Source organism: Myxococcus sp. AB056, from assembly GCF_006547365.1.
In the GTDB taxonomy this organism is placed as follows: domain Bacteria; phylum Myxococcota; class Myxococcia; order Myxococcales; family Myxococcaceae; genus Myxococcus; species Myxococcus virescens.
Genome location: NZ_VHLB01000006.1, coordinates 68,971 through 94,961 on the forward strand (window position 1 = coordinate 68,971; position 25,991 = coordinate 94,961).

Annotated in this window: 15 protein-coding genes; 7 read left to right on the plus strand and 8 right to left on the minus strand. The window is 68.0% G+C overall.

Annotation, left to right across the window (positions count from 1 at the left end; translation table 11 throughout):
* Positions 1-73: 73 nt before the first annotated feature.
* Together FMP39_RS04645 and FMP39_RS04650 are read right to left on the minus strand one after the other, a co-directional pair.
* Complete coding sequence (locus FMP39_RS04645) at positions 74-595, minus strand: hypothetical protein (RefSeq protein WP_141588785.1); 522 nt, start codon at positions 593-595, stop codon at positions 74-76.
* A complete protein-coding gene (locus FMP39_RS04650; RefSeq protein WP_141588786.1) occupies positions 585-2,225 on the minus strand; it encodes a glycosyltransferase in 1,641 nt (546 codons plus the stop codon). The genes FMP39_RS04645 and FMP39_RS04650 overlap by 11 nt, the downstream gene beginning before the upstream one ends.
* Before the next feature lie 120 nt (positions 2,226-2,345).
* On the opposite strand from FMP39_RS04650, the gene rfbB reads away from it, so the two are divergent.
* The 5 genes from rfbB to FMP39_RS04675 all read left to right on the plus strand — a co-directional run bounded on the left by rfbB (position 2,346) and on the right by FMP39_RS04675 (position 7,159).
* The gene (gene rfbB / locus FMP39_RS04655; RefSeq protein ID WP_141255201.1) at positions 2,346-3,371 is read left to right on the plus strand and encodes a dTDP-glucose 4,6-dehydratase; all 1,026 of its coding nucleotides are present in this window, start codon (positions 2,346-2,348) and stop codon (positions 3,369-3,371) included.
* A gap of 3 nt (positions 3,372-3,374) precedes the next feature.
* Positions 3,375-4,277: an SDR family oxidoreductase gene (locus FMP39_RS04660; RefSeq protein WP_141588787.1), complete on the plus strand. Its 903-nt coding sequence runs from the start codon at positions 3,375-3,377 to the stop codon at positions 4,275-4,277.
* A gap of 15 nt (positions 4,278-4,292) precedes the next feature.
* Positions 4,293-5,174: a glucose-1-phosphate thymidylyltransferase RfbA gene (rfbA, locus tag FMP39_RS04665; protein WP_141588788.1), complete on the plus strand. Its 882-nt coding sequence runs from the start codon at positions 4,293-4,295 to the stop codon at positions 5,172-5,174.
* Positions 5,171-5,722: a dTDP-4-dehydrorhamnose 3,5-epimerase gene (rfbC, locus tag FMP39_RS04670; RefSeq protein ID WP_141588789.1), complete on the plus strand. Its 552-nt coding sequence runs from the start codon at positions 5,171-5,173 to the stop codon at positions 5,720-5,722. Before rfbA ends, rfbC begins: the two co-directional genes overlap by 4 nt.
* Positions 5,723-5,803: 81 nt before the next feature.
* Positions 5,804-7,159 (plus strand): MFS transporter, encoded by a 1,356-nt coding sequence (locus FMP39_RS04675; RefSeq protein WP_228557668.1) that lies wholly within the window; start codon positions 5,804-5,806, stop codon positions 7,157-7,159.
* 10 nt (positions 7,160-7,169) lie between these two features.
* On the opposite strand, the gene FMP39_RS04680 is transcribed toward FMP39_RS04675, so the two are convergent.
* Positions 7,170-8,240, minus strand: coding sequence for a hypothetical protein (locus tag FMP39_RS04680; protein ID WP_141588791.1), 1,071 nt, complete (start codon positions 8,238-8,240; stop codon positions 7,170-7,172).
* A gap of 138 nt (positions 8,241-8,378) precedes the next feature.
* Here FMP39_RS04680 and FMP39_RS04685 point away from each other — a divergent pair, with 138 nt between their 5' ends.
* The gene (locus tag FMP39_RS04685) at positions 8,379-8,828 is read left to right on the plus strand and encodes an SRPBCC domain-containing protein (protein WP_141588792.1); all 450 of its coding nucleotides are present in this window, start codon (positions 8,379-8,381) and stop codon (positions 8,826-8,828) included.
* A gap of 112 nt (positions 8,829-8,940) precedes the next feature.
* Complete coding sequence (locus FMP39_RS04690) at positions 8,941-10,902, plus strand: DUF4185 domain-containing protein (RefSeq protein WP_228557669.1); 1,962 nt, start codon at positions 8,941-8,943, stop codon at positions 10,900-10,902.
* 6 nt (positions 10,903-10,908) lie between these two features.
* Here FMP39_RS04690 and FMP39_RS04695 read toward each other — a convergent pair whose 3' ends face one another.
* The 5 genes from FMP39_RS04695 to FMP39_RS04715 all read right to left on the minus strand — a co-directional run bounded on the left by FMP39_RS04695 (position 10,909) and on the right by FMP39_RS04715 (position 25,924).
* Complete coding sequence (locus tag FMP39_RS04695) at positions 10,909-12,228, minus strand: MFS transporter (RefSeq protein WP_141588794.1); 1,320 nt, start codon at positions 12,226-12,228, stop codon at positions 10,909-10,911.
* A complete protein-coding gene (locus FMP39_RS04700; RefSeq protein ID WP_228557670.1) occupies positions 12,225-13,127 on the minus strand; it encodes a cupin-like domain-containing protein in 903 nt (300 codons plus the stop codon). Before FMP39_RS04700 ends, FMP39_RS04695 begins: the two co-directional genes overlap by 4 nt.
* Before the next feature lie 23 nt (positions 13,128-13,150).
* Positions 13,151-14,917 carry a radical SAM protein gene (locus tag FMP39_RS04705; protein ID WP_141588796.1) on the minus strand — a complete coding sequence of 589 codons (1,767 nt, stop codon included), beginning with the start codon at positions 14,915-14,917 and terminating at the stop codon, positions 13,151-13,153.
* A gap of 41 nt (positions 14,918-14,958) precedes the next feature.
* Positions 14,959-15,933, minus strand: a complete 975-nt coding sequence (locus FMP39_RS04710) for a hypothetical protein (protein WP_141588797.1) — start codon at positions 15,931-15,933, stop codon at positions 14,959-14,961.
* A gap of 112 nt (positions 15,934-16,045) precedes the next feature.
* Entirely contained in the window at positions 16,046-25,924 is a 9,879-nt protein-coding gene (locus FMP39_RS04715; RefSeq protein ID WP_141588798.1) for a non-ribosomal peptide synthetase, read from the minus strand.
* Positions 25,925-25,991 lie beyond the last annotated feature (67 nt).

The following is a 25,991-nucleotide window of genomic DNA, read 5'->3' on the forward strand; positions in this document are numbered from 1 at the left end:
CGGAGGCTTTCGCGCATCCTCCTCGGCACGCGGGTTCACGAGGATGACGTGCCCAGGAACCGAGTCCTGGGCGTCACCGGCCGCGCTTGCGTGTCCGCTTGGAGGACGCGGCAGGCGTGGGCGCCTGCTGCTCCGCCTTGACGGGGTCGGTGCAGGTGCCCGTGGCTTCGAGCTTCGCCAATCTGCGCTCCAACTCCTTGCGCCATGCGGCCTGGGCACGGGCCTGCTCACGCTGCACGTCGTGCAGGGTGGCCAGCGCGTCGAGGATGGACTCGTTGAACTCCACCTGCTTGCGCAGCACTTCGTTGATGAAGGGCTGGAAGGTGAGGCGGAAGGCGCGCTTGGCCAGGACGAGCGCCGTGCCTGTGAAGCCTCCCCGGTGGGAGGTCGCCGGTTCCGCGTAGCGGCTGTCCATCTTCCCACGCGCCTCCTGGAGCAGCGCGGGCCAGGGCGCGGGCGTGGGTGGGCGGGCCGCCGCGTCCAGTGTCTGGCGAAGCGCCTCCTGGGCTTCATCGGAGGGCGTGGGCAGTTGCTGCGTTTCGCGCGCCACGGCCTCGGCCGTGGGGGTGCGCGTGATGAGGTCTTCAGGTCGCACGTGGGAGGACTCCCGTTGAAGCCAGCGTCGTGAGCAGTGCCTGCAATGCCGTCTCGACGTGAGCCGGCTCCTCCACCACCAACCTGCCACCCAAATGCTCCCGAATGGATGCGAGCAGGGCTGGCTGGCTGGCAGGTGCACAGATGCCCCAGGCTCGCGCCGAGACATGGGGCAGCAGTGTCTGCGCAGATACCGTGTCCGCGCTCAGCAGCACCACGGGCGCGCTCGAAGCCCGCACCGCCGTCTCCAGCGCGGAGGACCCCGGTAGGGCCGTCCTGGGGTTTGAGTCCACCGGTTGGTCCGGCGTGAAGTGCGTCACCGCGACACCATCGTCGTTAATGGGCTCCGGCGACAGGGACGCGTCCTCACCCCACGGACGCAGGGCAAGCACCCGGGCACCTGGCAGGCGCTCCGCCAACCGGCGGGCCAGACGTGAGGCTGGCTCCTCGGGCCGCACGGTGAAGCCTGGGCAGACGAGTTCCACGGTGGCCGCCGTCGTCGTGGCCACCGGGCGCCGAGGCGCCGTACCGGAGCAGATGCCTTCGAAGGCCACGCGGACCTGTTCGGCTACGGCCTCCTGCGACAGCTCGGCGATGCGTTCACGTTGCGCGGTGATGACCTGCGCGCGCAGCCCGGCGTTGCGGTCCAGCACGGCGAGCAGCTTCGCGACCTCGCGAGGCTCGTCCGAGCGCGTGGCGAGCCCCGCGCCGCCCATCGTCTCCGGCACGGCGGCGGCGCCGTAGGCCACCACGGGAACGCCCCGGTACATGGCTTCCAGCAGCGGCACGCCGAAGCCCTCGTGGCGGCTCATGGAGAGGTATGCGGACGCCGTGGCGAAGCAGGCGGAGAGCTGCGCGGCGCTGACGCGTCCCAGGAAGCGGACCTGCTCGGCGCCCAGCACGTCCTTCAACCCGTGCAGATAGGCGCCGTAGGCCCCATCCCGGTGCAGGTAGCCCGCGACGACGAGCCGGCTGCGGGGCTGGTAGAGCCGCTGGTACGCGGTGAAGACGCGCAGCACGTCATCCACCTTCTTGCTGGGCACCGCGCGGCCCACGAAGAGGATGTTGGACATGCCGTCGTCCAGCTCGGCCTGGAGCGCCGGGTCCGGCGCCGTGTCGAACGCCGCCCAGTCGATGGCGAAGGGCAGCACCGCGACGTTCGGGTAGCCCGCGGCGACCAGTTCCTCGGCGCTGAAGCGCGAGTAGGCGAAGGCCGCTTCGACGTGGGGACGCAGCGCCAGCAGTTCATCCCGGGCGGCGTCACACGCGGCGGCCACTTTCCGCTCGAAGCCCTCGAACAGTCTCGCGGGCGTCACGTTGTGGTAGACGAGCACCTTGCGGCCTGGGCTCTTCGCGATGCGTGGCACCAGCCGCGACTCGAAGCTGTGATGCACCAGCAGGACGGCGTCGCGGTCCGCTTCCCGCGCGTAGTCGCGCATCGGGCGGACCTGGTCCTTGCAGGCGTCGTCCCAGGCGTCGGCGTAGATTTCGGAGGCATGGCCCCAGCGGCGCAGCAGGCCCTGGAGATAGCGCACCTGATTGCCCACGGCGTCGCCCCAGGCGAGCCGGGGGAGCACCTGGTGGATGGCGGGAAGCCCGGTCCGGCGGGGAGGGGGGCGCGGTATGCTCACGACCGACTCCCTTACCCCCGTGCAGGGCCGCCCACAAGCCTGGCTTCCCTCGTGCCTTGACGGTTGTGGACCCCTTCGATACGCAGGCGCTCGCTCCGAGCGCATGAGGTCCACGGGACAATGAACGTACTGGTGACAGGTGGCTGTGGCTTCATCGGGTCCAACCTCGTGAAGTATCTGCGCCGTGAGCGGCCTGCCTGGACGGTGGTCAACCTCGACAAGCTCACGTACGCCGGCAACCTGGAGAGCCTGTCCGAGCTGGAGGGCGACCCCCAGCACGTCTTCATCCGGGGCGACATTGGCAATCGCGAGCTGGTGGAGCACCTGATGTCCGTGCACGCCATCGACGCGGTGATGCACCTGGCGGCGGAGAGCCACGTCGACCGCTCCATCCTCGGGCCGGAGGTGTTCGTCACCACCAACGTGCTGGGCACCCAGCAGCTCCTTGAGGCCAGCCGCGCTCGCGGCGTGAAGCGCTTCCTCATGGTGTCCACCGACGAGGTCTACGGCTCGCTGGGGCCCACGGGCGCCTTCACCGAGTCCTCGCCGTTGCAGCCCTCCAGCCCGTACTCGGCCAGCAAGACGAGTTCCGACCTGGTGGCGCTCGCGTATCACCACACGTTCAACCTGGACGTCGTCGTCACGCGCTGCTCGAACAACTACGGCCGCTACCAGTTCCCGGAGAAGTTGATTCCGTTGATGGTGGTGAACGCGCTGCACGACAAGCCGCTGCCGGTGTACGGCGACGGCGGCAACGTGCGCGACTGGCTCCACGTGGAGGACCACTGCCATGCGCTGCTACTGGCGCTGGAGAAGGGCCGGGCCGGCGAGGTCTACAACATCGGCGGCGGGGCGGAGCGGCGGAACATCGACATCGTGAAGGCGATTCTGGGCCTCGTGGGCAAGCCGGAGTCGCTCATCCAGTACGTGAAGGACCGGCCGGGACATGACCGGCGCTACGCCATCGACCCGTCGAAGATTCGCGCGGAGCTGGGCTGGACGCCCGCGCACACCTTCGAGCAGGGCTTGGCGGAGACGGTGCGTTGGTTCGTGGACCACCCTGCGTGGTGGCAGCGCGTCACGAGTGGCGCCTATCGCCAGTACTTCGAAACGCAGTACCGCACGCGCCTGCAGGGGAGGGCCTGAGCCATGCGCTTCCTTGTCACGGGGTCCAACGGGTTGGTGGGCAGCCGCGTGTGTTCCTTGCTCCACCAGGGCGGGCACCAGGTGGTGGGCCTCGGCCGCGGTGCCCGGCGCACGGGCGGAGCATATGGCTACGCGAGCGTGGACCTCACGCGCGAGGCGGACGTCGCCGCCGCCGTGGAGACCGCCGCGCCCGAGGTGGTCATCCACTGCGCCTCCATGACGGAGGTGGATGCCTGCGAGAAGGACCCGGAGGCCGCGTACGCGGGGAATGTCACCGCCGCCGCCGCCGTGGCGCGGAGTGCTCGCAAGGCCGGTGCGCACCTGGTGCACGTGTCCACGGACTACGTCTTCGACGGCGAGGCCGGGCCCTATTCCGAGGACGCGATTCCGAATCCTCGCGGCGTGTACTCAGTGACGAAGCACATGGGGGAGCAGGCCGCGCGCGTGCTCGCGCCCGGTTGCGCCATTGCTCGCACCGCCGTGGTGTATGGCTGGCCTCCGGTGGAGGGCCGGCTCAACTTCGGTGCCTGGCTGGTGACGGCGCTGGAGAAGGGGCAGCAGGTGCGCCTCTTCGAGGACCAGATTGTGTCGCCCAGTTTCGCGGACAACGTGGCCGCCATGCTGGTGGAGCTGGGGACGCGGCGGCTGGGTGGAGTGTGGAACACTTGCGGCGGAACGGTCATCGACCGGGTGGGCTTTGGCCGCGCGCTGTGCGAGGTATTCGGGTTCGATGCGAGGCTCATCGTCCCCACCCGCATGGCGGAGCTGAAGCTCGCCAGCCCCCGCCCGCTCAAGAGTGGTCTGCGGACCGACAAGGTCCGGGCCGAACTTTCCGTTCCTTCCTTGGCGCTCGCGGAGTCCTTGTCGCGCTTCCATGCGACCTGGCTCGCGGCTCGGGGACACTGAAGTGCCGAGGTGGACATGAAGGGCATCATCCTCGCCGGTGGTTCGGGGACGCGGCTGTACCCACTGACGCGCGTGGTCAGCAAGCAGCTGCTGCCCGTGCATGACAAGCCGATGATCTACTACCCGCTGAGCACGCTGATGCTCGCGGGCATCCGGGACGTGCTGGTCATCTCCACGCCGCAGGACCTGCCGCGCTTCCAAGAACTGCTGGGCAGTGGCGACCAGTGGGGCATGCGCTTCAGCTATGCGGAGCAGCCCAGGCCGGAGGGACTGGCCCAGGCCTTCGTCATCGGCCGGGACTTCGTGGGTGCTGACAGCGTGTCGCTGGTGCTGGGCGACAACATCTTCTACGGCCACGGCCTGAGCGAACTGGTGAAGCGCGCGGCGTCGCGTACCTCGGGCGCGACGGTGTTCGGGTACTACGTGAAGGACCCGGAGCGTTACGGCGTGGTGGAGCTGGACGCGAAGAACCGCGCGGTGAGCCTGGAGGAGAAGCCGCTGAAGCCGAAGTCCAACTACGCCGTCACCGGGCTGTACTTCTACGACAACCAGGTGCTGGACATCGCCGCGGGCCTCAAGCCGAGCAAGCGGGGCGAGCTGGAGATTACCGACGTCAACGCGGAGTACCTGCGACGCGGCCAGCTCGACGTGGAGCTCATGGGGCGCGGCTACGCGTGGCTGGACACCGGCACGCACGAGTCGCTGATGCAGGCGTCGAACTTCATCGAAATCATCGAACGCCGCCAGGGCCTCAAGGTGGCGTGCCCGGAGGAGATTGCGTTCCGCATGGGGTACATCGGTGCGCAGCAACTGCTGACGCTGGCCGAGCCCATGCTCAAGAACGACTACGGCCAGTACCTGCGAGCGCTCGCGGAGAACCGGGGGGCCGTTTCGTGAAGGTGACGCCGCTGGAGATTCCGGAGGTGCTGCTGCTGGAGCCCAAGGTCTTCGGTGATGACCGCGGCTTCTTCATGGAGATGTTCCATGCGGCGCGGTACGCGGCCGTGGGCATCCCCGGGCCCTTTGTGCAGGACAACTACTCGCGCTCGGCGAAGGGGACGCTGCGGGGCCTGCACTTCCAGGAGCCGCAGGCCCAGGGGAAGCTGGTGCAGGTGTTGGCGGGCGCCGTGTACGACGTCGCGGTGGACGTGCGGCGCGGCTCGCCCACCTTCGGCCAGTGGGTGGCGGCGGAGCTGTCCTCGGACAATCGCCGTCAGCTCTGGATTCCGCCGGGTTTCGCCCACGGCTTCTGCGTGGTGAGTGACTCCGCGGACTTCCACTACAAGTGCACCGCGCTCTACGCGCCGGAGACGGAGCGGAGCGTCGTGTGGAATGACCCGGACCTGGCGATTCCCTGGCCGGTGAGCGAGCCGCTGTTGTCGCCCAAGGATGCCCAGGCCCCGAGGCTCCGCGACGCGCCCTTGCTTCCGGAGTACGTGGGCTGAACCGTGCCTGGGCATCCGGCTTCCAGCAACGCTGAGGCAGGAGGAGATTCTCCAAGGGGCTCGCGGCTGGCCTCGATTGCGGTGGCCAGCGCGCTGTTCATGGAGTTCGTGGACTCCACCGCGCTGTCGACCGCGCTGCCCCGGTTGTCGCTGGCGTTCGGCACCGACCCCATCCACCTGAAGCTGGCGCTGACGTCGTACATCCTGGCGTTGGCGGTGCTCACGCCCGCGAGCGGCTGGGTGGCGGACCGGTTCGGGCCCCGTCGCGTCTTCATGTTCGCGATGAGCGTGTTCCTGCTGGGCTCGGTGCTCTGCGGCTTCTCTCAGTCGCTGACCCAGTTGGTCCTCTTCCGCACCCTCCAGGGGCTGGGCGGCGCGTTGATGACGCCCGTGGGGCGCATCATCGTGGTGAGCTCGGCGCCGCGAGAGCGCCTGGTGGCCGCCTTGAGCTGGTTCACCATGCCCGCGCTGGTGGGCCCACTGGTGGGGCCTCCGCTGGCGGGCCTCATCCTGGGCGTCGCGGACTGGCCGTGGATTTTCTTCATCAACGTGCCCGTGGGCATCCTGGGCATGCTGGCGGTGGCGCGCTTCGTTCCGCCGCTGCACCAGCCGGACCCGGGGCCCTTCGACACGCGGGGCTTCGTGCTCGTGGCCGTCGCCATCACCACGCTGATTGGCGCGGCGGAGACGGTGGGCATCGGGCTGATGCCGCTGCCGTTGCAACTGGGGCTCGCGGCCGTCGCGTTCTCGTCGATGGGGGCCTACGTGTGGCACGCGCTGCGCGTGGAGCGGCCCGTATTGAATCTCCGGTTGCTGCGCATCGACACCTTCCGGGCCAGCATGATTGGCGGAACCCTGACGCGCATGGGCCTGGGGGCGTCGCCCTTCCTCCTGCCGCTGCTGTTCCAGGTCGGCTTGGGCTGGACGCCCGTCGAGGCAGGGCTGGTGACCATCGGCGGCGGCGTGGGCGCGCTCGCCTGCAAGTCGGTGGCGCCCTACATCATCCGGCGGTTCGGCTTCCGGCAAACGCTCATCTTCGCCAACCTGGCGTCCGCCGTCCTGACCGCGATGCCGGCCTTCTTCCGGAACAGCACGCCGATTCCGCTCATCGTTGGCGTGCTCATGGTCAGCGGATTCATGCGCTCGATGCAGTTCACCGCGATCAACACCGTGGCGTATGCGGACATCCCCCCGGACACGGTGAGCGGCGCGTCCACGCTGTCCGTGGTGACGATGCAGATGGCGCTGGGGTTGGGCATCAGCTTCGGCGGGTTGATGCTGCACCTGGCGCGCGGCGGTGGCGAGGCGCCGTTGACGCCGGACCGCTTCGTGCTGCCGTTCATCGCGGTGGGCATCATGTCGTCGCTGGCCGGACCGCTCTATCGCCGGTTGTCGCCCAATGCCGGGGCGCACATCGGGGGCCGCAGGGTGGGGTGAGCCAAGCGGCTCATGTGCCCGAGCGAAGCCACTCCGCGAGTCTTGCGCGCTTCTTCCCGCGAAGGTTCGTCATCAACGCGCTGTCGCTGATGTTCCACGCTGCGCCGAGGCGCCTGGCCGTGCGCGCCACCCAATCAGGAAGTTGCATCAACTCGCATGCGCCAAGTCCCTGGATGTCCTTGTGCAGCTTTTCGTTGTCGAAGTGGGTGTCGCTCCAGGCGTTTCTATCGAGGCCATCCATTCGGGATGTCTGCCAGACACTGAACCAGCGAGGGGAGCGGCTATCCACGTTGATGTTGCAATGATGGACGAGGGAGTTCGCCGCATGGGTGTCCCCAGCCAGAAAGTAGGTTCTGAACCAGATGGCATCCAGCTCACCGAAGCCCAGGTGCCGCGCCAGGTCGAGCGCGGGCGAGCGCGCGCGACGCCCCTGGAGCAGGGCCTCCATTCGCGCGAACAGGTCGTCCATCACGGGGGTGGAGCGCGCGTGCTTGCGCAAGTCCTCCAGACGGTCCAACTCCCAGCCCTGGCTCTGCACGGCCCGCTCCACATGGGGAATGAGCGCATCGACCGAGGCGTCCGATGCATCCACCGTCAGCACGGCCAGCATGTCCAGTGACACCTGCTCACAGGCCACGACAGCGGTCTGGATGGCCTGGAGCAAGGACGGGGTGTTCGCCAGCGCCTGGAACTTTGCTTTGCGCTGCTTCGAGCCCCACGCATACGTCGTCTCCAGGTCGAGCAGGCCCTGGAGTGCTGCCTTCCAGGTCGCTCGGAGCTCTTCGTCGGAGGCTTCTTGGGGGACCGCTTCGCGTAGGAAGTAGGCGTAAGGCCGGGAGTCGGCTTCGAGCCGACCCAGGAGCGCGCGGATGACAGGGGCAGGGAGCTGCTGGCAGTTACGCCCGAACGACCAGAGGGACGCGGGCTGCCCGTGAATGAGACTCAACGCGGCGTGTGACGCAATGTCGGGGTCGACATCCGCTGGCAGCGTCTTGAGCGTCTTGGTGAACTGCTCCCAGTTCTGGCGGACTGGCGCGCGGAGAATGGATTCCACTTCCGCCACGGAGGGGCGCTGAGGCATGCCCCAGGCTCTACCAGAAACGCTCCGGGCTCACCCGTGACGAAGCTCCATCAGGTGGTTGTGCATTGCCACGGCCGGGAATATGTTGAACCATATGGTTTAGCAATGGCGCCCACCCTCGGGTTGAAAGGAAAAGCCATGTCCTCAGCACAGAGCGTCCAGGTTCGCGTCACACGGCGTTTCAACGCGTCGCCTGAGCGGGTGTTCGACGCGTGGCTCAAGCCGGAGATGGTCGGCCAGTGGATGACCGGGCCGACGGTCCGGGACGAGGAGGTGCTGCGGCTCGCCATCGACCCGCGAGTGGGCGGCAAGTTCTCCTTCTTCGTGCGGCGGGCCGGAGAAGAAATCGACCACGTGGGCACGTACCTGGAGATCGACCGTCCGCGCCGGCTCGTCTTCACCTGGCACATCGACAAGGAGGGGGACGAGCTCAGCCGGGTGACGGTGGAGATCTCCCCTCGCGACACCGGATGTGAGCTGACGCTCACCCACGAGATGGACGCGAAGTGGGCCGACTACGCGAGCCGGACGGAGCAGGGCTGGGCCACCATGATTGACGTGCTCGTCCGCGTGCTGGCGCAGGGCTGACACTCCGGTCATTCGTCGCGCCTCGATTTAAAGGTTAATCTAGTTATGCGGCTAGAGTCGCCTCTCCCGTCCGGGTTGCACCGTGACAACCAGAGAGGTGGCCATGAAGCGCATGACGACATGGAAGCGGACGTTCCTGCTGCACGCCACGTGGGCGCTCCTGGGGGGCACCCCGGCGGCGGCCGTGACGCCGTCGAACGTGACGAAGGTCTCCCGGGTGACGGGCGCGACGCCCGCCGGTGAGCTGCTGCCGAACCCGAACCAGACGCACACGAACCACGACGTCCATGGGACGGACCTGGGCATCGTCTGGGACAAGGGCGGTGGCGAGGTGTTCGTCCTGTTCGGGGACACCTTCGGCGCGGGCTGGTGTGGCAATGGCGGCTGTGGGGGCGGCTGGCGCAGCAACGTCCTGGCGCGTTCGTCCGATACGAACCTGGCCGACGGCTTGTCCTTCTCCTCCATGATTCAGGACGGGCCTCGGCATGCGAAGGAGATCCTCGCGTCCCGGAAGGTCAACTTCGACGAAATCACCGTCATCCCCACCGCGGGCGTCACCATCGGCTCGCGGCACTACATCCACTACATGTCCATCCACCACTGGGGGGAGCCGGGCATGTGGTTCACGAACCATGCGGGCATCGCGTACTCGGATGACCAGGGGCAGAACTGGGTGAAGCACCCGACGGCGCGTTGGCAGAACACGCCGGCCTGGACGAACAACTTCCAGATGGCGGCCTTCGTCAGGAACGGCGGGTTCGTCTACATGTACGCGACGCCGAACGGCCGGTTCGGGAACGTCCACCTGGCCCGCGTGCCGGAGACGGCGCTGCTGGACATCAACGCCTACCGCTACTGGGATGGAAACGGATGGAGCGTGTCGCAGGCGGCGGCGCGGCCCGTCGCCATTGGCATCGCGGGTGAGTTGTCCGTCTCGTACCACGCGCCGCTCGGGCGCTTCCTGATGACGTACCTGAACGAGCACCGGCAGGCGGTGGTGATGCGTGACGCCGCCACGCCCACGGGGCCCTGGAGCGGAGAAAAGGTGCTCGCCAGTGGAGCCGTGTACCCGGGCCTCTACAACGCGTTCATCCACCCCTGGGGCAACACCGGAAACTCGCTGTACTTCGTCATGTCCCAGTGGACGCCGTACAACACCTTCCTCATGCGGGCCACGCTGGCCCACGACGCGCACAGCGACAACCTGCTCTCCGAGCCTGGCTTCGAGACACAGGCGGCCACGCCGGTGATGGCGCCCTGGTATCTGCAAGGTGGTGGCGGTGTGGACCGGGCGCTCGGCAACGCGCGCAGTGGGCAGGACAACGGCTTCGTGTACGCGAGCAGCGGTTGGAATGCGCTCAAGCAGCGCGTCGTCGTCCAGCCCTACACGGACTACACGCTGCGCGGCTGGGTCCGCAGCTCCGCCAACAACACCGCGGGCTACTTCGGGGCTCGCGGGCCGGGCAACGGCCCCATCCTGGGCGAGGTGCCCTTCGGCGCGCTGGGGGCCTACACGGAGCAGGTGGTCCACTTCAACTCCGGGCCGAACGCGCTCATCGAGGTGTATGGCGGCCTCTGGGCCGACAACGTTGATACCTGGCTGCAGCTTGATGACGTCAGCCTGACGCGTGGGAGCAATCTCATCCACCAGGCGGGCTTCGAGCAGCAGTCCACGAGCAACGCCACGTCGCCCTGGTACACCGAAGGCAAGGCGGGCATCGACCGGGGACTCGGCTATGCGCGCACGGGCGCCAACAACGCCTGGGCGCGGAACGACACGGGGTGGAATGCCGTGAAGCAGGAGGTCGCGGTGACGCCGAACACCCAGTACACGCTGACGGGCTGGGTGAAGACGTCCACCAACCACGCGGATGGCTACTTCGGCGCGCGGCTGCTCCGGGGCGGGCCCATCCTCAACGAGGTGCGCTTCGCCCAGCCGCTGGGCAACTACACGCAGTTGTCGGTGTCGTTCAACTCCGGCGCCCAGCACAGCGTGGAGGTGTTCGCGGGGATGTGGGCGAACAACGGCGACACCTGGATTCAGGTGGACGACCTGACGCTGACGCGGAACTGAGGCCCCTTACCGCGAAGGCGGGGAAACGGCCCCGGTGAAGGGGGGGCCTGGTGGCATTTCCTCGACTTCGCGGACGTGGCGGGCGGCATAGCCCCGCACCGCCGCGATGAGCGTCAAGAGGCCGGCGGCGATGAAGCACAGCGCGATGCCCCGGCTGCGCGCATCGAGTTGTTCCAGCGGCCCGAAGAGGGCGGGGATGGCGAAGGAGACGCCGTCCAGGTGGTCCGCCATGACGCCCGCCGCGAGGTACGCCAGCGGCTGGACGGACCAGGCAATCATCCCACGCATGGCGAAGACGCGTCCCCGGAGTGCGGCGGGGACCTGCCCCTGCCAGATGGCCTGGCTGCTTGCATCCATGATGGGGATGCAAAATCCGGCCATGAAGGTGCAATACCCGAGCATCCTCAGGGTGGGGAACAGCCCTGCGAGCACCACGACCGTCCCCAGGCCCAGCCCGACTCCGAGCACCCCATGGATGCGGTTCTTCGGCCCGCCCCACGCGGTCATCACGACGCTCCCCAACAGGAGCCCCAGGCCCCCCGTGGACAGGAGTCCCCCGAGAACGGCGGGGTTGGCGATGTCCAGCACCAGCGGAGGAAGCAGCACCTGCATGGCGGAGAGCGAGCAGTTGGTGGTGACGGAGAACGCGAGCAGACCGAGCAGACCCCGGCGTTCCTTGAGGTAGTTCCACCCTTCGAGGGCTTGTTGCAGCGCGGAGGTGCTCGCATCCGAGGTGCCCCCGCTTCCAGTGGGCAGGCTCCGAATGAGCGACAGCGTGGTGATGGCGGCCAGGCAGCTGATGAAGTCGATCAAGACCACCGTGCCCAGGCTGGTGGCGCTCATCAGGAACCCCGCCAAGGGAGGGGCGATCAGGGGCACGGCGGCATCGCTCGCCTGGACCAGTCCGTTGGCGCGGCCCAGGTGCTTCGCGGGGACGAGTGCTGGCGTCAGGGCGGTGTACGACGTCCGCTGGAGCGCACCGCTCACCGACGCGAGGGCGGTGCCCACGTAGACGTGCCAGGGCGCGAGCTGACCAAACGAGATCAGAATGGCATAGACGAGGGTGACCAACCCCGCGCCGCAATCTCCCAGACGCATCGCGTTCCGGAGATCCCAGCGATCCACCAGCACCCCCACGATGGGTGCCACGAGCACCCCGGGCAGGATGGTCAGCACGGAGATCAGCGCGAAATCCGTGACCGAGCTGGTGAGGCCATACACCCAGAGCCCCAGGGCGAAGCTGGTCAGGGCGCTGCCGAGCTTCGACACCGTCTGGCTGCCCCAGATGATGGCGAAGCGCAGCACGCCGTTCCCTGACTCGCTCATCGCTGCTCAGACGCGGGGGACCTGCGGTGCAGGGAGGAATAGGCCTCTTGCAGCTTCATCCCCAGGGCAATGCGTGCCGCCACGGGACCGACGCGAACCGCTGACGGGATGTCCCACCACCAGAGGTTGAACGCGATGGAGGGGGAAACGGTGTGGACGCGATGCCACCAGTTCACCGGCAGGAAGAGCAGTTCGCCCGGTTCGAGGATGAAGTCGTAATCCGGCCGGAGCCCGCTCGCGGTCATCTTCCTGGCCGCTCCCGCCTCGAGGTCCACTCCGCTCAGGTCCGCGGCCCAGTCGAGCGGTGCCGGTTGGAGGCGCCGGGCCTGGTGAGGCGCATAGAGTTGCCAGCGCTTCTGGCCGGAGAGCTGGGCGTAGAGGTTGTGGGCGCGATCCCTGTGAAGCTGGGCGAAGGTGCCGCGCGGGGCGATCCAGACAGAGGATTCGGTGAGGCGGTTCAACCAGCGGGGGGCATAGTCCGGGAAGCGGACGTCCTCCCGCAGGGAGGGGACGGCCCGAAGCAGCGACGGACCCACCAGATGGTTGATGTCCTCCGGCCGCTTCCCCAGCATCTGGTCCGAGAGTTCATCCAGGTCGCTTTCGAGCGGAAGCGACGAGGAGGCCCCCACCTCGTCCAGATAGGCGGACAGCTTCATCCGCCGTGCGCCGCCCAGGGGCTCCGAAGTGCCTGGCAGGGCGCCCCGCGTGTAGAGCGCCGACCTGATGGTGATCTCGACGCCTCCGTGCATGGCGCGGAACCACTCGAACGTCCACTTCGAGAAGGCGGGCCATTCCTGGACGGCGCCGGTGAAGATGACCGGTTGTCCCGCCTTCTCCCACGATGCGATGAAGTGCTCGCGGGAGACGAGCGGAACCCGGGGGATGGCCTGAGGCATCATGGCGTGCTCCTCCATCCTCCGGGCTACTGCACGGTCACCGCCGTCTCGTGGCCGCGCCGTTTCAAGTCCAGGATCAGCAAGTCGAGCGACATGTTCTCGTCGTTCGTCGAGAAGATCTTGTTCTCGTTGAGGTACTGCGACATCTCGTTGATGAAGCTCTCGATGTACTCGACCTTCCGCGGGTAGTCGTCCTCGTCCGCGTAGCCCAGCAACGAGTCGAACGAGCTGGACCGCTCGTAGCGCTTGCGGAAGGGGGACTTGGCGTAGTCGCGCGAGGTGATTTCGAGCGGGGTGAAGAGGCGCAGCTCAAGCCTCCCTCGGACCGTGAAGAAGGGGCGGACCTTCTTCTCCAGCACGTTCTTTCGCAGGAAGTCCACGGTCATCTTGAGCTGATCCACTGTCTCGCCGGGATAGTTGTGGAACAGCATCAGCTTGTTCACGATCCCCTTCTGGCTGCTGATGTCGAGGATGTTCTGCACCTGCCGGATGGAGACCCCCTTGATCATCTTCTTGAGGACTTCCTGCGAGGCGGACTCCAGGCCCCATTCGATGACGCGGATGCCGGCCTTGTGCCAGAGCTCCAGGATCTTCTCGTCGGTGAACTGGGGCTCGAAGCGGGCATAGGTGAGGATGTTCACGTCGAGGCCGCGCCGGATCAGCTCCTCGGCGATGGCCGTGCCCTCCTTCACCTCCAGCATGTCATCCACGAAGTGGAAGAAGCGCGTGTTGTAGCGCTTCGCCAGGAGCTCGATGTTGTCCACCGTCTTCACGGCGTCGTTGCTGTAGTAGCCGGAGTACGTCTTGTAGTGGTTGCAGAACGTGCACTTGGCGAAAGCGCAGCCGCGCGAGGTGGACAAGGGCAACGTCGGCAGCAAGAACTTGTCGAGGTCGTAGCCATCGAAGTCCGGCCGGAAGATCGAAAGCTGGATGTCGTGGCGCGGCTCGTTGACCTGGATGTTCCCTTCCGCATCCCGGAAGACGACGCCGTCGAGCTGCTCCACGGGCTTGCCGCGCAGGAACTCCAGGAAGGTGGTCTCCGCTTCCTTGAGGAAGGCGTAGTCGATGCAGTCGTTGTTCTTGAGGTACTCTTCCTTGAAGGTGGAGGCGTCCGGTCCCCCGACGGCGATCTTCCCCTGGATGAGCGGCTTGAGGCGCCGAGCGAACCAGAGCGTGGCCTTGCGCTGAATCTGGATGACGGAGAAGCCCACCACGCGCGGGTTGAGGGCCGCCACCTCCCGGACCTTCTGGTGCAGGAAGTTCGTCACCGGGTTGTCGATCTCTCCGCCAGCCTCGTCATAGGTCAGCGCCAGGTCGATGACGATGTGCAGCATCCCGGTCAGCACGAAGATGAGCGAGGCGAGGCTGCTCTCCTGCTCGTCGCAGAAGACCTCTTCGTACTTGCGGGCCTGGAGCTTCTGCTTCACCTGTTCGACCCTGGCGAAGCCAATCTGGTTGTCGATGTAGTGCAGGTAGACGAGCGCGTTGCGAATGCGATCGAAGTCCGCCGGGACGTCGATGTGCGCCTTGGCGAGTTCAGGGAGGAACCGGTAGGCCAGATCCTTCAGCATCTCCTCCGTGAGGAGGAAATCCCGGAGCAGCACGTTGACGTCCTGCTGTTTCACCTTGAAGAAGTTCTTCCTCAGGGCCGCCGTCAACGTGGGCACCGCCAGATGCGGATAGTCCATGTTGTGGTTTGGCATCTTGAGGAGGACCGCGTCGGTGCGGCGCTCGCGGGCGGCCGGCGTGTCGGCGTTGTCCTTCCCAGGCTGGGCGGCGTTGTCGTCGGCCATGGACGGATTGCTTGCCATCGGTGTACCCCAGTGTGATTGGTTCAGCTCTTGCGACCCTTGTCGGTCGCGAGCTCCAGCGAGTTGCGCTCCAGGATCCACCTGTTGTCCACGAAGACGGGGGACTGGCACTCGTAGGTGTCGGCGATCGAATCCAGATCAAACTCCAGCACCACGCTGTTGCTGCTGTGCCGCCACTCATTGTACTGGCCCAGCGAGGCATACCGCTCGAGGAAGGCCTGGTCGAACGCGGCGATTCGGGCCTCCACCGCGGCCTCCACCCCATAGCCTCTGCGCAGCTTCGCGATATCGGCTTCGACGGACTGCTCCTGGTTCATGATCCGCGCGAGGTGCCACAGCTCCTTCAGCGCGTAGAAGTGCTTCACGAAGCCGCCCCGGCTCAGGTTCACCGAGTCGTTCAACTGCGGCCAGCGGGACCAGAGTTCGGCGAGGGCGTTCGCCAGTTGCGCCGAGTCGTCGCCACCGGCCGTGAAGGGGACCTCGACCACTGGGAAGCGAGACAGGAGGTTTCGATCCTCCGGGCTCTCGGAGAGCTTCCGCAGCTCGGAGAGCAGCGCCGGGAGCGTCTGGGGCAGCCGCTCGGCGGTGATGCAGAACCGGAAGTCGATGATGTAGCGCCGCAGGAGGGCGGCCGTGGACCGGAGGCTGTCCGCCAGTCCGGAGAAGTTGTCATGGTCCGTCAGGTGCGGCAGCAGCATGAGCTTCGGCAGCCGGCAGTCCAGGCGGGTGAGGAGGTCGACGAACGACGCATCCGGTTGCGCCGGGCTCAAGATCTTGAAGTTCGGGTCCGGCTTCTGCGAGTCCTTGCGATCCCGGAACACGCCAATGATCTGCTCGAGCTGTGCGCGTACCTGCGCGTTGTCGTGGGGCACCACGAGGAATGCTGTCAGGTGCGCGTAGTGCGTGTTGTGGTACCAGCACAGCTCCTGCTCTATCCGCGCGAGGAGACTCTGCTCATCCTGGACAGGGAGGACATACTCGACGATTCGCTTACGCAATCTTCCTCCACCTTACAGATGGCGGGCTGTTCACGATTCACATGAATTATAACGGTCGGCGGGCGTCAACGCTACCCGGGGCCATTCGCGCTGCGCTGCGTCGGCGCCGGGCCTATCCCTCTTCTTCGGGGCGCCGCGGGGTGACGGGTTTGGGTTTGATGCGGCGCAGCCGATCGAAGTCCGAGGCGCGGCGTGTGTCTTTGAGGACGCCCTCTTGCTTGCGCTCGGTCTCCGTCTGGAGCTCCAGACGGGCGAGGCTCCTGTCCGCCCCGCTGGCGAGCTGCCGTAAGAGCAGCTCGTATTGCCGGTGCATCCGCGCAATGGTCGCCTCGTCGAAGATGTCGGCGTCGTAGCTCCACGAGGCCTCGAGCCCGCCGTCGTGCTCCGTGAGGATGACGACGAGGTCGAACTTCACCGCGTCGAAGTTGGGCGTGACCTGGCTCAAGCTCAGGTCCCCGAGCCGGAGCGGTGGCAGCGGCGTGTTCTGCAACACGAAGAGAATCTGGAAGAGCGGGTTGTAGCTCAGTGAACGCTCAATCCCGAGCTCGTCCACGACGCGCTCGAAGGGCACGTCCTGGTGCTCGTAGGCCTCGAGCGTCAGCGCCCTGACGCGCTGAAGGAGTTCCTGGAAGGAGAGGGAGCCTTGAACCTGGCACCGGAGCGCGAGGGTGTTGACGAAGAACCCAATCAAATCCTCGGTGAGCGGGTGGGCCCGGTTGGCCAGGGGAACTCCCACCACGACGTCCTCGCTGCCCGTCAGCCGGTGAAGCAGCGTGTAGAAGGCCGCCAGCGCGGTCATGAAGAGCGTCGTCCCCTCCTGTCTTCCGAGCTTCTGGAGCGCTTCGGTGTCCTGGGGGCTGAGCCGTCCAACGACGAGCTTGCCGCGGTGGCTCGGAACTTCGGGCCGTGGGAGCGCGGAGGGTAACGCGAGCCGCGCGGGGGCTCCGGCCAGCCGCTGGCGCCAGTACTGGAGCTGGCGCTCAAGGAGCTCGCCCTGGAGCCAGTGCCGCTGCCAGTACGCGAAGTCGGCATATTGGATTGGCAGGGGCGGCAGCGGGTTCTGCTTGCCTGCGCTGAACGCCTCGTAGAGCGCTGTCATCTCGCGGAAGAGCACTCCCAGTGACCAGCCGTCCGAGACGATGTGGTGGAGCGTCACCAGCAACGCGTGCTCCTGTTCGTCCAGCCGCAGCAGGCGGACGCGCAGCAGCGGGGGCTCGGCGAGTTCGAACGGCCGCTCCGCCTCCGCCTTCTCGATCTCCCGGGCACGCGCCTCGCGCTCGCCCGCGGGCAACGCGCGGAGGTCTTCGACCGGCATCTTCAGCGCCAGCGCCGGCACGATGCGCTGGACCGGGCGTCCCTCCTGGGACTCGAACGCGGTGCGGAGCACCTCGTGGCGCTCCAGCAGCGTCTCCACGCATCGCTCGAGCACCGCCACGTCGAGCGCGCCGGTGAGCCGCAGCGCTCCCGGGATGTTGTACGTCGAGGCGTGCGGCTCGAGCTGGGCGAGGAACCAGAGCCGTTGCTGCGAGTAGGACAGTGGCAGGGGGGCGCCCCTGTCCACTGGGGAGAGCGGCCGCGAGGCGGCCTGCCGGGAGCGGCTTGCCGCCTCGATTCGCTCCGCCAGCGTGGCCACGGTGCCGCCCTCGAACAACGACTTCAACGGCAGCTCGATGCCGGTGGTTTCACGCACCCTGGACAGGAGCCGTGTCGCCAGCAGCGAGTGCCCACCCAGCTCGAAGAAGTTCTCGTGAATTCCGACGTGGGTCCTTCCGAGCAACTCGCGCCAGAGCGACACGAGGGTCAGCTCGGCCGCGGTACGAGGTGCGCTCAGGGGGCCTCCAGCCTCTGGGCCGTCCAGAGGCGCTTGGGCAAGCACCCGCCGATCGACCTTGCCATTCGGGGACAGGGGCAGTGCGTGGTGGAACACCACGGCGGATGGAATCATGTGCTCGGGGAGCTGGGGCTCCAGGTAACCCCGCAGGTCGCCGGAGGTGAGGGCGGAGGCGTCCCGGAGGACGACATGCGCCACCAACCGTTTGGTGTCCGCGCGCTCCCCGGCCGCCACCACGGCGGCGTCGCGCACCGCCGGGTGCCTGAGCAAGGTGGCCTCCACCTCACCGGGCTCAATCCGGAAGCCGCGGACCTTCACCTGGTTGTCTACCCGGCCCAGGAACTCGATGCGCCCATCGGCCCTCCAGCAGGCGAGGTCTCCCGTCCGGTACATGCGGCTGCCCGGCTCGCGGCTGAACGGGTCCGGCAGGAACCGCTCCGCGGTCAGGTCGGCATGTCCCATGTACCCACGCGCGAGCCCGTCGCCCGCGCAGTACAACTCACCGGGCGCTCCGAGCGGCACGGGCTCGAGTCCTGCGTCGAGGAGATGGACCCGCGTGCCCGTGACAGGCGCGCCGATGGGGACCGATGCCGTGGTCTCCTCCAGCGCCTCCATGGGGTGGCAGCAGGTGAACGTGGTGTTCTCCGTGGGGCCATAGCCGTTGATGAGCCGGAGCCCGGGGTGACGCTCGAGTACGCGGCGCACGTGGGTGGGGGAGAGCACGTCTCCGCCCGCGAGGAGCTGCCGCACCCCCGAGAGTGCCTCCAGGTGGTGCTCCACCACGTTGTGAAAGAGCCCGGCGGTCAGCCACAGCGTGGTGACCCGATGCCTGGCCACGGTGTCCTCGAGGCGCTCGAGTGATGTCGCGTCGCCGGGGAACAGGACCAGGCGGCCACCGTTCAACAGCGGCCCCCAAAGCTCCAGCGTCGCGGCATCGAACGAGAATGGCGCGAGGTGGAGGAAGGCATCCTCCGCGGACAGCGTCACGTAGTTGGGGGCGGTGACGAGGCGGACCACGGCCCGGTGGGGGATGCACACGCCCTTCGGTTGGCCGGTGGAGCCCGACGTGTACATGACATAGGCGAGGTTCTCGGCTCCCACCGCGTCCGGCACGCCCCCCGCGGACTCACCGGCGATGGTCGACCATCCGGCGTCGAGGCAGAGCCGGTCCGCGAGGGTGCCCTCGAGCGTCGGCTCCAGGGCCTCCTCGGTGAGGACGAGCCTTGCGTCCGCGTCCGTCAGCATCCGCGTGAGGCGCTCCCGTGGGTGGCCCGGCTCGAGAGGCAGGTATGCACCCCCTGCCTTCAGGATGCCCAGCATGCCGATCACCCTCTCGAACGAGCGGCGCACATACAGGCCCACTCGGGTGTCGGGTCCAACGCCGCGGCGCCGGAGGTGATGCGCAAGCTGGTTGCTGCGTCGATCCAGTTCCCCGTACGTCAATCGCTGGTCGTCCAACTCGACGGCGACGGCGTGTGGGTTCCGGGTGGCCTGCTCCTCGAAGCGCTGGTGGAGGGTCGCATCGCGCGGGTACCCACGCCCGGTGCTGTTGGCCCGGGTCATCACCGCCACTTCCGGCTCGGTGAGCAGCGGGAGCCGCGCAATCGGTGCGCCGGGGTGTTCCAGCGCTCCCCGGAGCAGCCGCTCGAAGTGCTCGGCCATGCGGGACACCGCCTCGCTGGTGAGCCAGGTGGTGTCGAACTGCCAGCTCGCCACCCAGCCTTCACCCCTTTGCTCGATTTCGAGTAGGAGGTCGAACTTCGCCTGTTCGGGCAGCACCTCCTCGAAGGAGGTCTTCAGGCCCGGCAGGGTGGGGCCCCCGCCAGGGGTGTCTCGCAGCAGGAACATGAGCTGCAGGAAGGGCGGCCGGCTGGACGTGCGGACTGGCCGGACAGCCTCCACCAGCTTTTCGAATGGCAGATCCTGGTGCGCGAGGGCGGTGAGGGCCACCTCGCGTACCCGTGCCACGAGCTGCTGGAACGTCACGTGCTCGGGAAGGTGGTTTCTGAGGACCAGCGTGTTCACGAAGAACCCGGCCACCCCTTCGAGTGCCCGATGGGTCCGGTGCGCCACCGGCGTGCCGACCACGAGATCGCGTTGCCCGGTGTGCCGGTACAGCAGCGCCTCGAATGCGGCGAGCATCGCCATGAAGGGCGTAGCGCCCTCTGCGTGACAGAGCGCGTGCAATGAGGCCATCAGTGGCGCGGGCAGGGGGCGCCGGACGACGCCGGCCGGACCAGGGATGCTGGAGCGCGTCCGGCGGGACAGGGGGAGCTCGAGCTCCGTCGGTGCGCCCTCCAGTGTCCTCCGCCAATGCGCGAGCTGCTCCGCTTGCACTTCGTCATTGAGCCACCCGCGCTGCCACACCGCGAAGTCGGCGTACTGCACCTCCAGCGCTGGCAGCACCGCCTCACGCCCGGCGCTCCGGGTGCCATAGAACTCGGCCAGATCCCGGAAGAGGAGGTCGAGCGACCACGCGTCGCACACGACGTGGTGGAGTACCACCACCAGGCGGTGCTCCTCTTCGCCCAGTTGGAGCAGCCGCGCGCGCATCAGCGGCGCTCGTGAGAGATCGAAGGGGCGGGCGGCCTCTGCGCGGACCAGCTCCTCCGCGCGAGCCTCGCGCTGCCCGCGAGGCAGCGCGCGCAGGTCATCCACCTCGAAAGGCAGCTCCACCGCGGGCTCGATGAGCTGGATCGGTTCACCATCCCGCTCGAGCAAGCGGGTCCGCAGGATTTCGTGCCGCCGCGTCAGCTCGCTCAGGGAGAACGCGAGCGCGGCGGCGTCGAGCCTTCCAACGAGGTGGAGCGTCCCGGGCATGTTGTAGGCGGCGCTGCCGGGGTCCATCTGGGCCAGCAGCCACAGCCGTTGCTGCGCGAAGGACAGTGGCGGTGGTGCGCTGCGGCTGGCGCGGACGAGCGGCGGAGTGGCACGGGGGGCGGGGGTATTTCCGGCCTGTTCGATTCGCGCCGCCAGCGCCGCGATGGTGCCCTCCTCGAACAAGGCCCTGAGTGGCAGTTCCACCCCGAACGTGCTCCGGAGCCGGGCGAGGACCTGCATGGCCAGCAATGAGTGGCCTCCCAACTCGAAGAAGCCCTGGTCGATGCCCACGCGCTCGAGCTGCAGGACGTCCGCCCAGATTCCGGCGAGCATCGCCTCGGTCTTCGTGCGCGGCGCCTCTCCCTCGAACGAGGAGGGCGGGGGAGGCAGAGCGCGCCGGTCCACCTTTCCGGAGGAGCCATACGGGAACGCGGCGAGCCGGACGATCGCGGCCGGCACCATGTACGGGGGCAGCCGCGCGGCGAGCTGAGCGCGCAGGGCCGACGGCGCCACTTCCGGTGCGGCAACCGCGTAGGCGATGAGCCGTGCCTCCTTCCCCGCGTTCTCCCCCTGGAGGAGGACGATGGCGTCGCGGACGCCCTCACAGGCGCGGAGCGCGGTTTCAATTTCACCCAGCTCCACGCGGAAGCCCCGGACCTTCACCTGGTCGTCGGCGCGTCCCAGGTACTCCAGCACGCCGTCCGCACGCATGCGGGCCAGATCGCCGGTGCGGTACATGCGGCTGCCCGGCGTGGTGGCGTGCGGGTCCGCCATGAAGCGCTCGGCGGTCAGCGCGGGATCGCGGAAGTAGCCTCGGGCCAGGCCCTCACCCGTCAGCCACAGCGCCCCCACGCCGCCCGCCGGTACGGGCTCGAGCCGCCCATCGAGGACGTAGGCGCCCATTGTCCGCAGCGGTTGTCCGATGGGGACGTCGTCCAGCCCCGTTGTCGTCGCGGCTGACAGGTCGTGGCAGGTGGCGGACACCGTTGCTTCGGTCGGCCCGTAGACGTTGATCAGGTGAATGGACGGTGGCGCGTGGCGGTGCCACTGCGTCACCCGGTCGGCGCGCACGCGCTCCCCTGCGACAATCACGAAGCGAAGCGACGCGGGAAGCGTGAGGCCCCTCTCGGCCATCGCGGCGACCACCGTGTGGAAGAAGGCGGTCGGCAGGTCCAGCAGCGTCACCGCCCACCGTTCACACCCGGCGAGGAAGCCCTCCACGGTATCGAGCATCGCCGCGTCACGGAGGACGAGCGTGGCGCCCGTGCAGAGCGCGAGGAAGATCTCCTCCACGCTGGAGTCGAAACTGAGGGAGTTGAACTGGAGGACGCGATCCTCGGGGACGACGCCAAAGCGCACCCGCTCGGCCTGGACGAGGCTTGCGAGGGCGCGATGGGACACCATGACGCCCTTGGGCCGCCCGGTGGAGCCGGACGTGTAGATGACGTAGGCGAGGTTCTCCGGCGTCACGGCGGAGGGCGGCGGCTCATGGCGTGTCTCCCCGGCCTCCACCGTCACCACGGTGACACCCTGGCTGGCGAAGAAGGCCGCGTGGGACGCATGGGTGACGGCGATCCGCGCCTCCGAGTCCGCGAGGACGTCCGCGCGCCGCGCGTTGCTGAACTCGGGGTCCAGCGGTACGTAGGCCCCTCCCGCCTTGAGAATCCCGAACACCGCGATGAGCTGTTCGAACGAGCGTTCGAGGTAGAGCACCACGCGGGTGTCGGGTCCTACGCCCAGCTCGCGCAACCGCCAGGCCAGCGCGTTGGCCCGGGCGTCCAACTGCCCATACGTCAGCGAGTCCTCTCCGGACAGGATGGCGGCCGTCTCCGGCGAGTGCCGCGCGCGCGCCTCGAACCAGGTGTGAACGCAGGCGGGCGGTGGCGTCTCCAGGGCTCGCCCCCATGCGAGCAACCGCGCCCGGTCTTCCGCGGGGTCGAGCTGCAGCATGGCCAGCGGCGCATCGGGCTGGTCCACGGCGCTGCGCAGCAGCGACTCGTATCTCCGCAGCAGCCGCTCGGCCGTCCCGGGCACGAAGAGGTCCACGTTGTATTCGAGCGCCACGTGGAAGCGCCCGTCGAGTTCGGCGATGGAGAGGGCAAGGTCGAGCTGGGCCGTTCCGAGCTCCAGCTCCAGGGACTCCATGGCCACGCCCGCGAGCGAGAGCCGCGCGCCGCCCGTGCCCTGGGCCAGGGCCGCCAGTCCTCTCTCGCTTCGCGGCGGAGATTGCTGGAAGGAGAAAATCGTCTGGAACAGCGGGGAGCGGCTCGCCTGGCGCAGGGGGGCCAGGCGCTCGACGAGGAGGCTGAACGGCATGGCCGCGTGTTCGAGCGCTTCATGGACGGTCCGGCTCGCTTGCGCCATCAACGCGCGGAACGAGAGCCCATCATCCAGTTCCAGGCGCATCACCAACGGGTTGACGAAGTACCCGACCGTCTCCGCCAGCTCGGCGCGATCGCGGCCCACGGTAGGTACGCCCACCCAGAGCTCCCGCTGGCCATTGTGCCGGTGCAACAGCGTGGCATACGCCGCGAGCAACGGGGCGAAGGGAGTCGCCGTTTCGCGGCGAAAGAGCTCCTTCAACCGCGCCGTGAGCGCCGCGTCCAGCACGCGCTCCTTCCTGCCGCCGCGGTACGTCTGCACCGGCGGGCGGGGGTGATCCGCCAGGTGCTCGAGGACCGGCGGGGAGCCCGACAGCCGGTGCCGCCAGTACTCCCAGACGCGCTGTCCGTGCTCACCTTCGAGCCGTTCCTGCTCCCAGCGCACGCCGTCCGCGTAGGAGGCCGCGGGGGCGGGAAGCACCGCCGCGACACCGTCCCGCTCGGCGGGGTAGAGCGCGGAGAGTTCCCGGGCAAGCTGTCCGAGCGACCAGAAGTCCGCGATCAGATGATGCGCCACCACCAGCAGCACCTGCTCGGTCCCGCTCCGCCGGTACAGCCGGACCCGAAGCAGGGGGCCCTGCTGGAGCTCGAACGGGAGCGAGGCCTCTTCGCGGAGCCGGGCGCGCAGCGTGTCGTCACTCCAGGCGGAGGCGTCCTCGTAACGGAAGCCGGCTTCTCCTTCTGGGTGGACCCGCTGGAAGGGCGTCCCTTCATGCGCGTGGAACGTGGTGCGCAGGCTGGGGTGGCGCTCGACGAGCCGGTGCACCGCGCGCCGGAGCAGTCCCTCGTCGAGCGGCTCCAAGACGCGGAGCGCCGCGGCGATATGGTAGGCGGCGCTGTCGGGCGCGAGCTGGTGCATGAACCACAGCGCGCGCTGGCCGTGTGACAGAGGGAAGTCACCCACCTCCGCGCTGGCCGGGCGCTCGGGCTGCCAGCGCGCGCCGGCTGCTCGCGCCGCTTCGACCCCAGCGGCGATCTCCGCCAGGTTGCGGCTGCCCAGCAGGCGCGGCAACGGCACGAGGACGCCCCATCGAAGCTGGAGCCGGTGCTGGAGCTCCACGCTCGATAGCGAGTCCAGGACCAGTTCCTCCAGGCGCGCCGTGGCGGTAACTGGCAGCGACAGAACCTGGGAGACCTCCTCCGCGACTTCGCGCCACAGCGGCGAGTCCTCGGTTCCGGGCGGCGCGTTCTCTGCCGCGGTGAGGGGCCCTGTCCTTGCCGTGTCCAGTGTGGCGTGTGCCAGGACCTGCAGCTCGCCCGCGAGGAACGCCGCGCGGCACGCATGTCGTTGAATCTTCCCGCTCGACGTCTTGGGTACCGAGCCGGGTTCGATCAGGACCACCGAGGAGGCCATCAGCTCGTGCTGCTCGGCCACCGCTCTGCGAATCGCGCTGATGACCTCGTCGAGGCCGCTTTCCACGCGCTGCGCGTTGGCCTCGTAAACGACCACGAGCTGCTCGGTGCCATCCGCTTCCACGGAGAATGCCGCGCCAGAGCCAGGGCGCACCGCCGGGTGGCATTTCTCGACCGTGAACTCGATGTCTTGGGGGAAGTGGTTGAGCCCGCGGATGATGATGAGGTCCTTTGCGCGCCCGGTGACGAAGAGTTCACCGTCGCGGAGGAATCCAAGGTCACCCGTGCGGAGAAACGGGCCCTCGCCCGTGCCGCGCAACCGGGCCTGGAAGGTCCGCGTGGTGGCCTCGGGTTGGCCCCAATAGCCACCGGCCACGCTCGAACCCGAGACCCAGATTTCGCCAATCTCCCCATCGCGCCGGAGCTCGAAGGTCTCCGGATCCACGACAGCCAACCTGCCGTCGATCACATTCCGCCCGGAGCCCACCAACGCGTGTGCCGCGGCGTGCCCGGCCTCCACCGGGATGGCCTGGCCCCTCTGGAGCGCCTGTCCGTCGAAGGACGCCACCTGGGGGGCTTGCCCCACCTCCGAGCCCGAGACGATCAGTGTCGCCTCGGCGAGCCCGTAGCAGGGATAGAACATCTCGCGGCGGAACCCGACCGGGCCGAACGCCTGTGTGAAGCGATCGAGGGTCTCGGGGCGGATGGGTTCGGCGCCGTTGAAGGCCACGCGCCAACTGCTCAAATCCAGACCCTCGCGCTGCTCCGGACGGATTTTTCGCGCGCACAGCGCATACGCGAAGTCGGGTCCTCCGCTGGTGGTTCCGCGGTACCGGGAAATGGCCTTCAGCCAGCGCAGGGGCTGCTGGAGGAAGTCCATCGGTGACATGAGCACGGCCGGGTAGCCCGTGTAGAGCGGCTGGAGGATTCCGCCGATGAGCCCCATGTCATGGTAGGGCGGCAGCCAGATGATGGCCCGGCTTGTCGGGTCCTGCCGGAAGCACCGCCGGATTGCCTCCAGGTTGTGCAAGAGATTGCGGTGGGTGAGCGTTACTCCCTTGGGCAGGCTGGTCGAGCCGGAGGTGTACTGGAGGAAGGCGAGTGAGTCGCCGGAGAGCGGCGGCGGCGTCCACGCATCCGAGGCGCGATCGTCGACTTCATCCGTGACGATCCAACGCAGTTGAGCCAGCTCGGGGGCGATTGGATAGAACTGGCGGAGCAACTCCAGGTGCTCGCTCCGGATGAGGCCGGCGGCGGCCTGGGCGTCGGTGGCGATTGCCTGGAGCCGCAGGAGCGAGCGGTCGTGCCGTGGCGGGTACACGGGGACCGCCACCATCCCAGCGTAGAGACAGCCGAAGAACGCGGCGATGTACTCCACCCCTGGCACATAGAGGAGCAGGATGCGGGTGCCCGGCGGTAGCTCCGCCAGCCGGGCCGCGATGGCCCGGGCGCGACGATCCAGCGCGGCGTATGTCAACCGGTCTTCCTGCGTCTCGCCATCTACCAGGAAGGTGTAGAGGCCGAAGTCCGGCGCTCGTTGAGCTCGCTCGCGCAGAAGCTCCACCAGCGTGAGCGCGTGGGCAGGATTATCGCTGTGATGGCTCATTTGGCGTGGGCATTCTATGCCCAGTTTGGAGCCCGCCGCATCCCGGAGCGGAGCGGGCGGTGGCTTT

Excerpts from the sequence above, each read along its gene's own strand:
- rfbB (WP_141255201.1), top strand. The coding sequence starts at position 2,346 with ATGAACGTACTGGTGACAGGTGGCTGTGGCTTCATCGGGTCCAACCTC.
- FMP39_RS04660 (WP_141588787.1), top strand. The coding sequence starts at position 3,375 with ATGCGCTTCCTTGTCACGGGGTCCAACGGGTTGGTGGGCAGCCGCGTG.
- rfbA (WP_141588788.1), top strand. The coding sequence starts at position 4,293 with ATGAAGGGCATCATCCTCGCCGGTGGTTCGGGGACGCGGCTGTACCCA.
- FMP39_RS04680 (WP_141588791.1), bottom strand. The coding sequence starts at position 8,240 with ATGCCTCAGCGCCCCTCCGTGGCGGAAGTGGAATCCATTCTCCGCGCG.
- FMP39_RS04685 (WP_141588792.1), top strand. The coding sequence starts at position 8,379 with ATGTCCTCAGCACAGAGCGTCCAGGTTCGCGTCACACGGCGTTTCAAC.
- FMP39_RS04690 (WP_228557669.1), top strand. The coding sequence starts at position 8,941 with ATGACGACATGGAAGCGGACGTTCCTGCTGCACGCCACGTGGGCGCTC.
- FMP39_RS04695 (WP_141588794.1), bottom strand. The coding sequence starts at position 12,228 with ATGAGCGAGTCAGGGAACGGCGTGCTGCGCTTCGCCATCATCTGGGGC.
- FMP39_RS04700 (WP_228557670.1), bottom strand. The coding sequence starts at position 13,127 with ATGATGCCTCAGGCCATCCCCCGGGTTCCGCTCGTCTCCCGCGAGCAC.
- FMP39_RS04705 (WP_141588796.1), bottom strand. The coding sequence starts at position 14,917 with ATGGCCGACGACAACGCCGCCCAGCCTGGGAAGGACAACGCCGACACG.
- FMP39_RS04715 (WP_141588798.1), bottom strand. The coding sequence starts at position 25,924 with ATGAGCCATCACAGCGATAATCCTGCCCACGCGCTCACGCTGGTGGAG.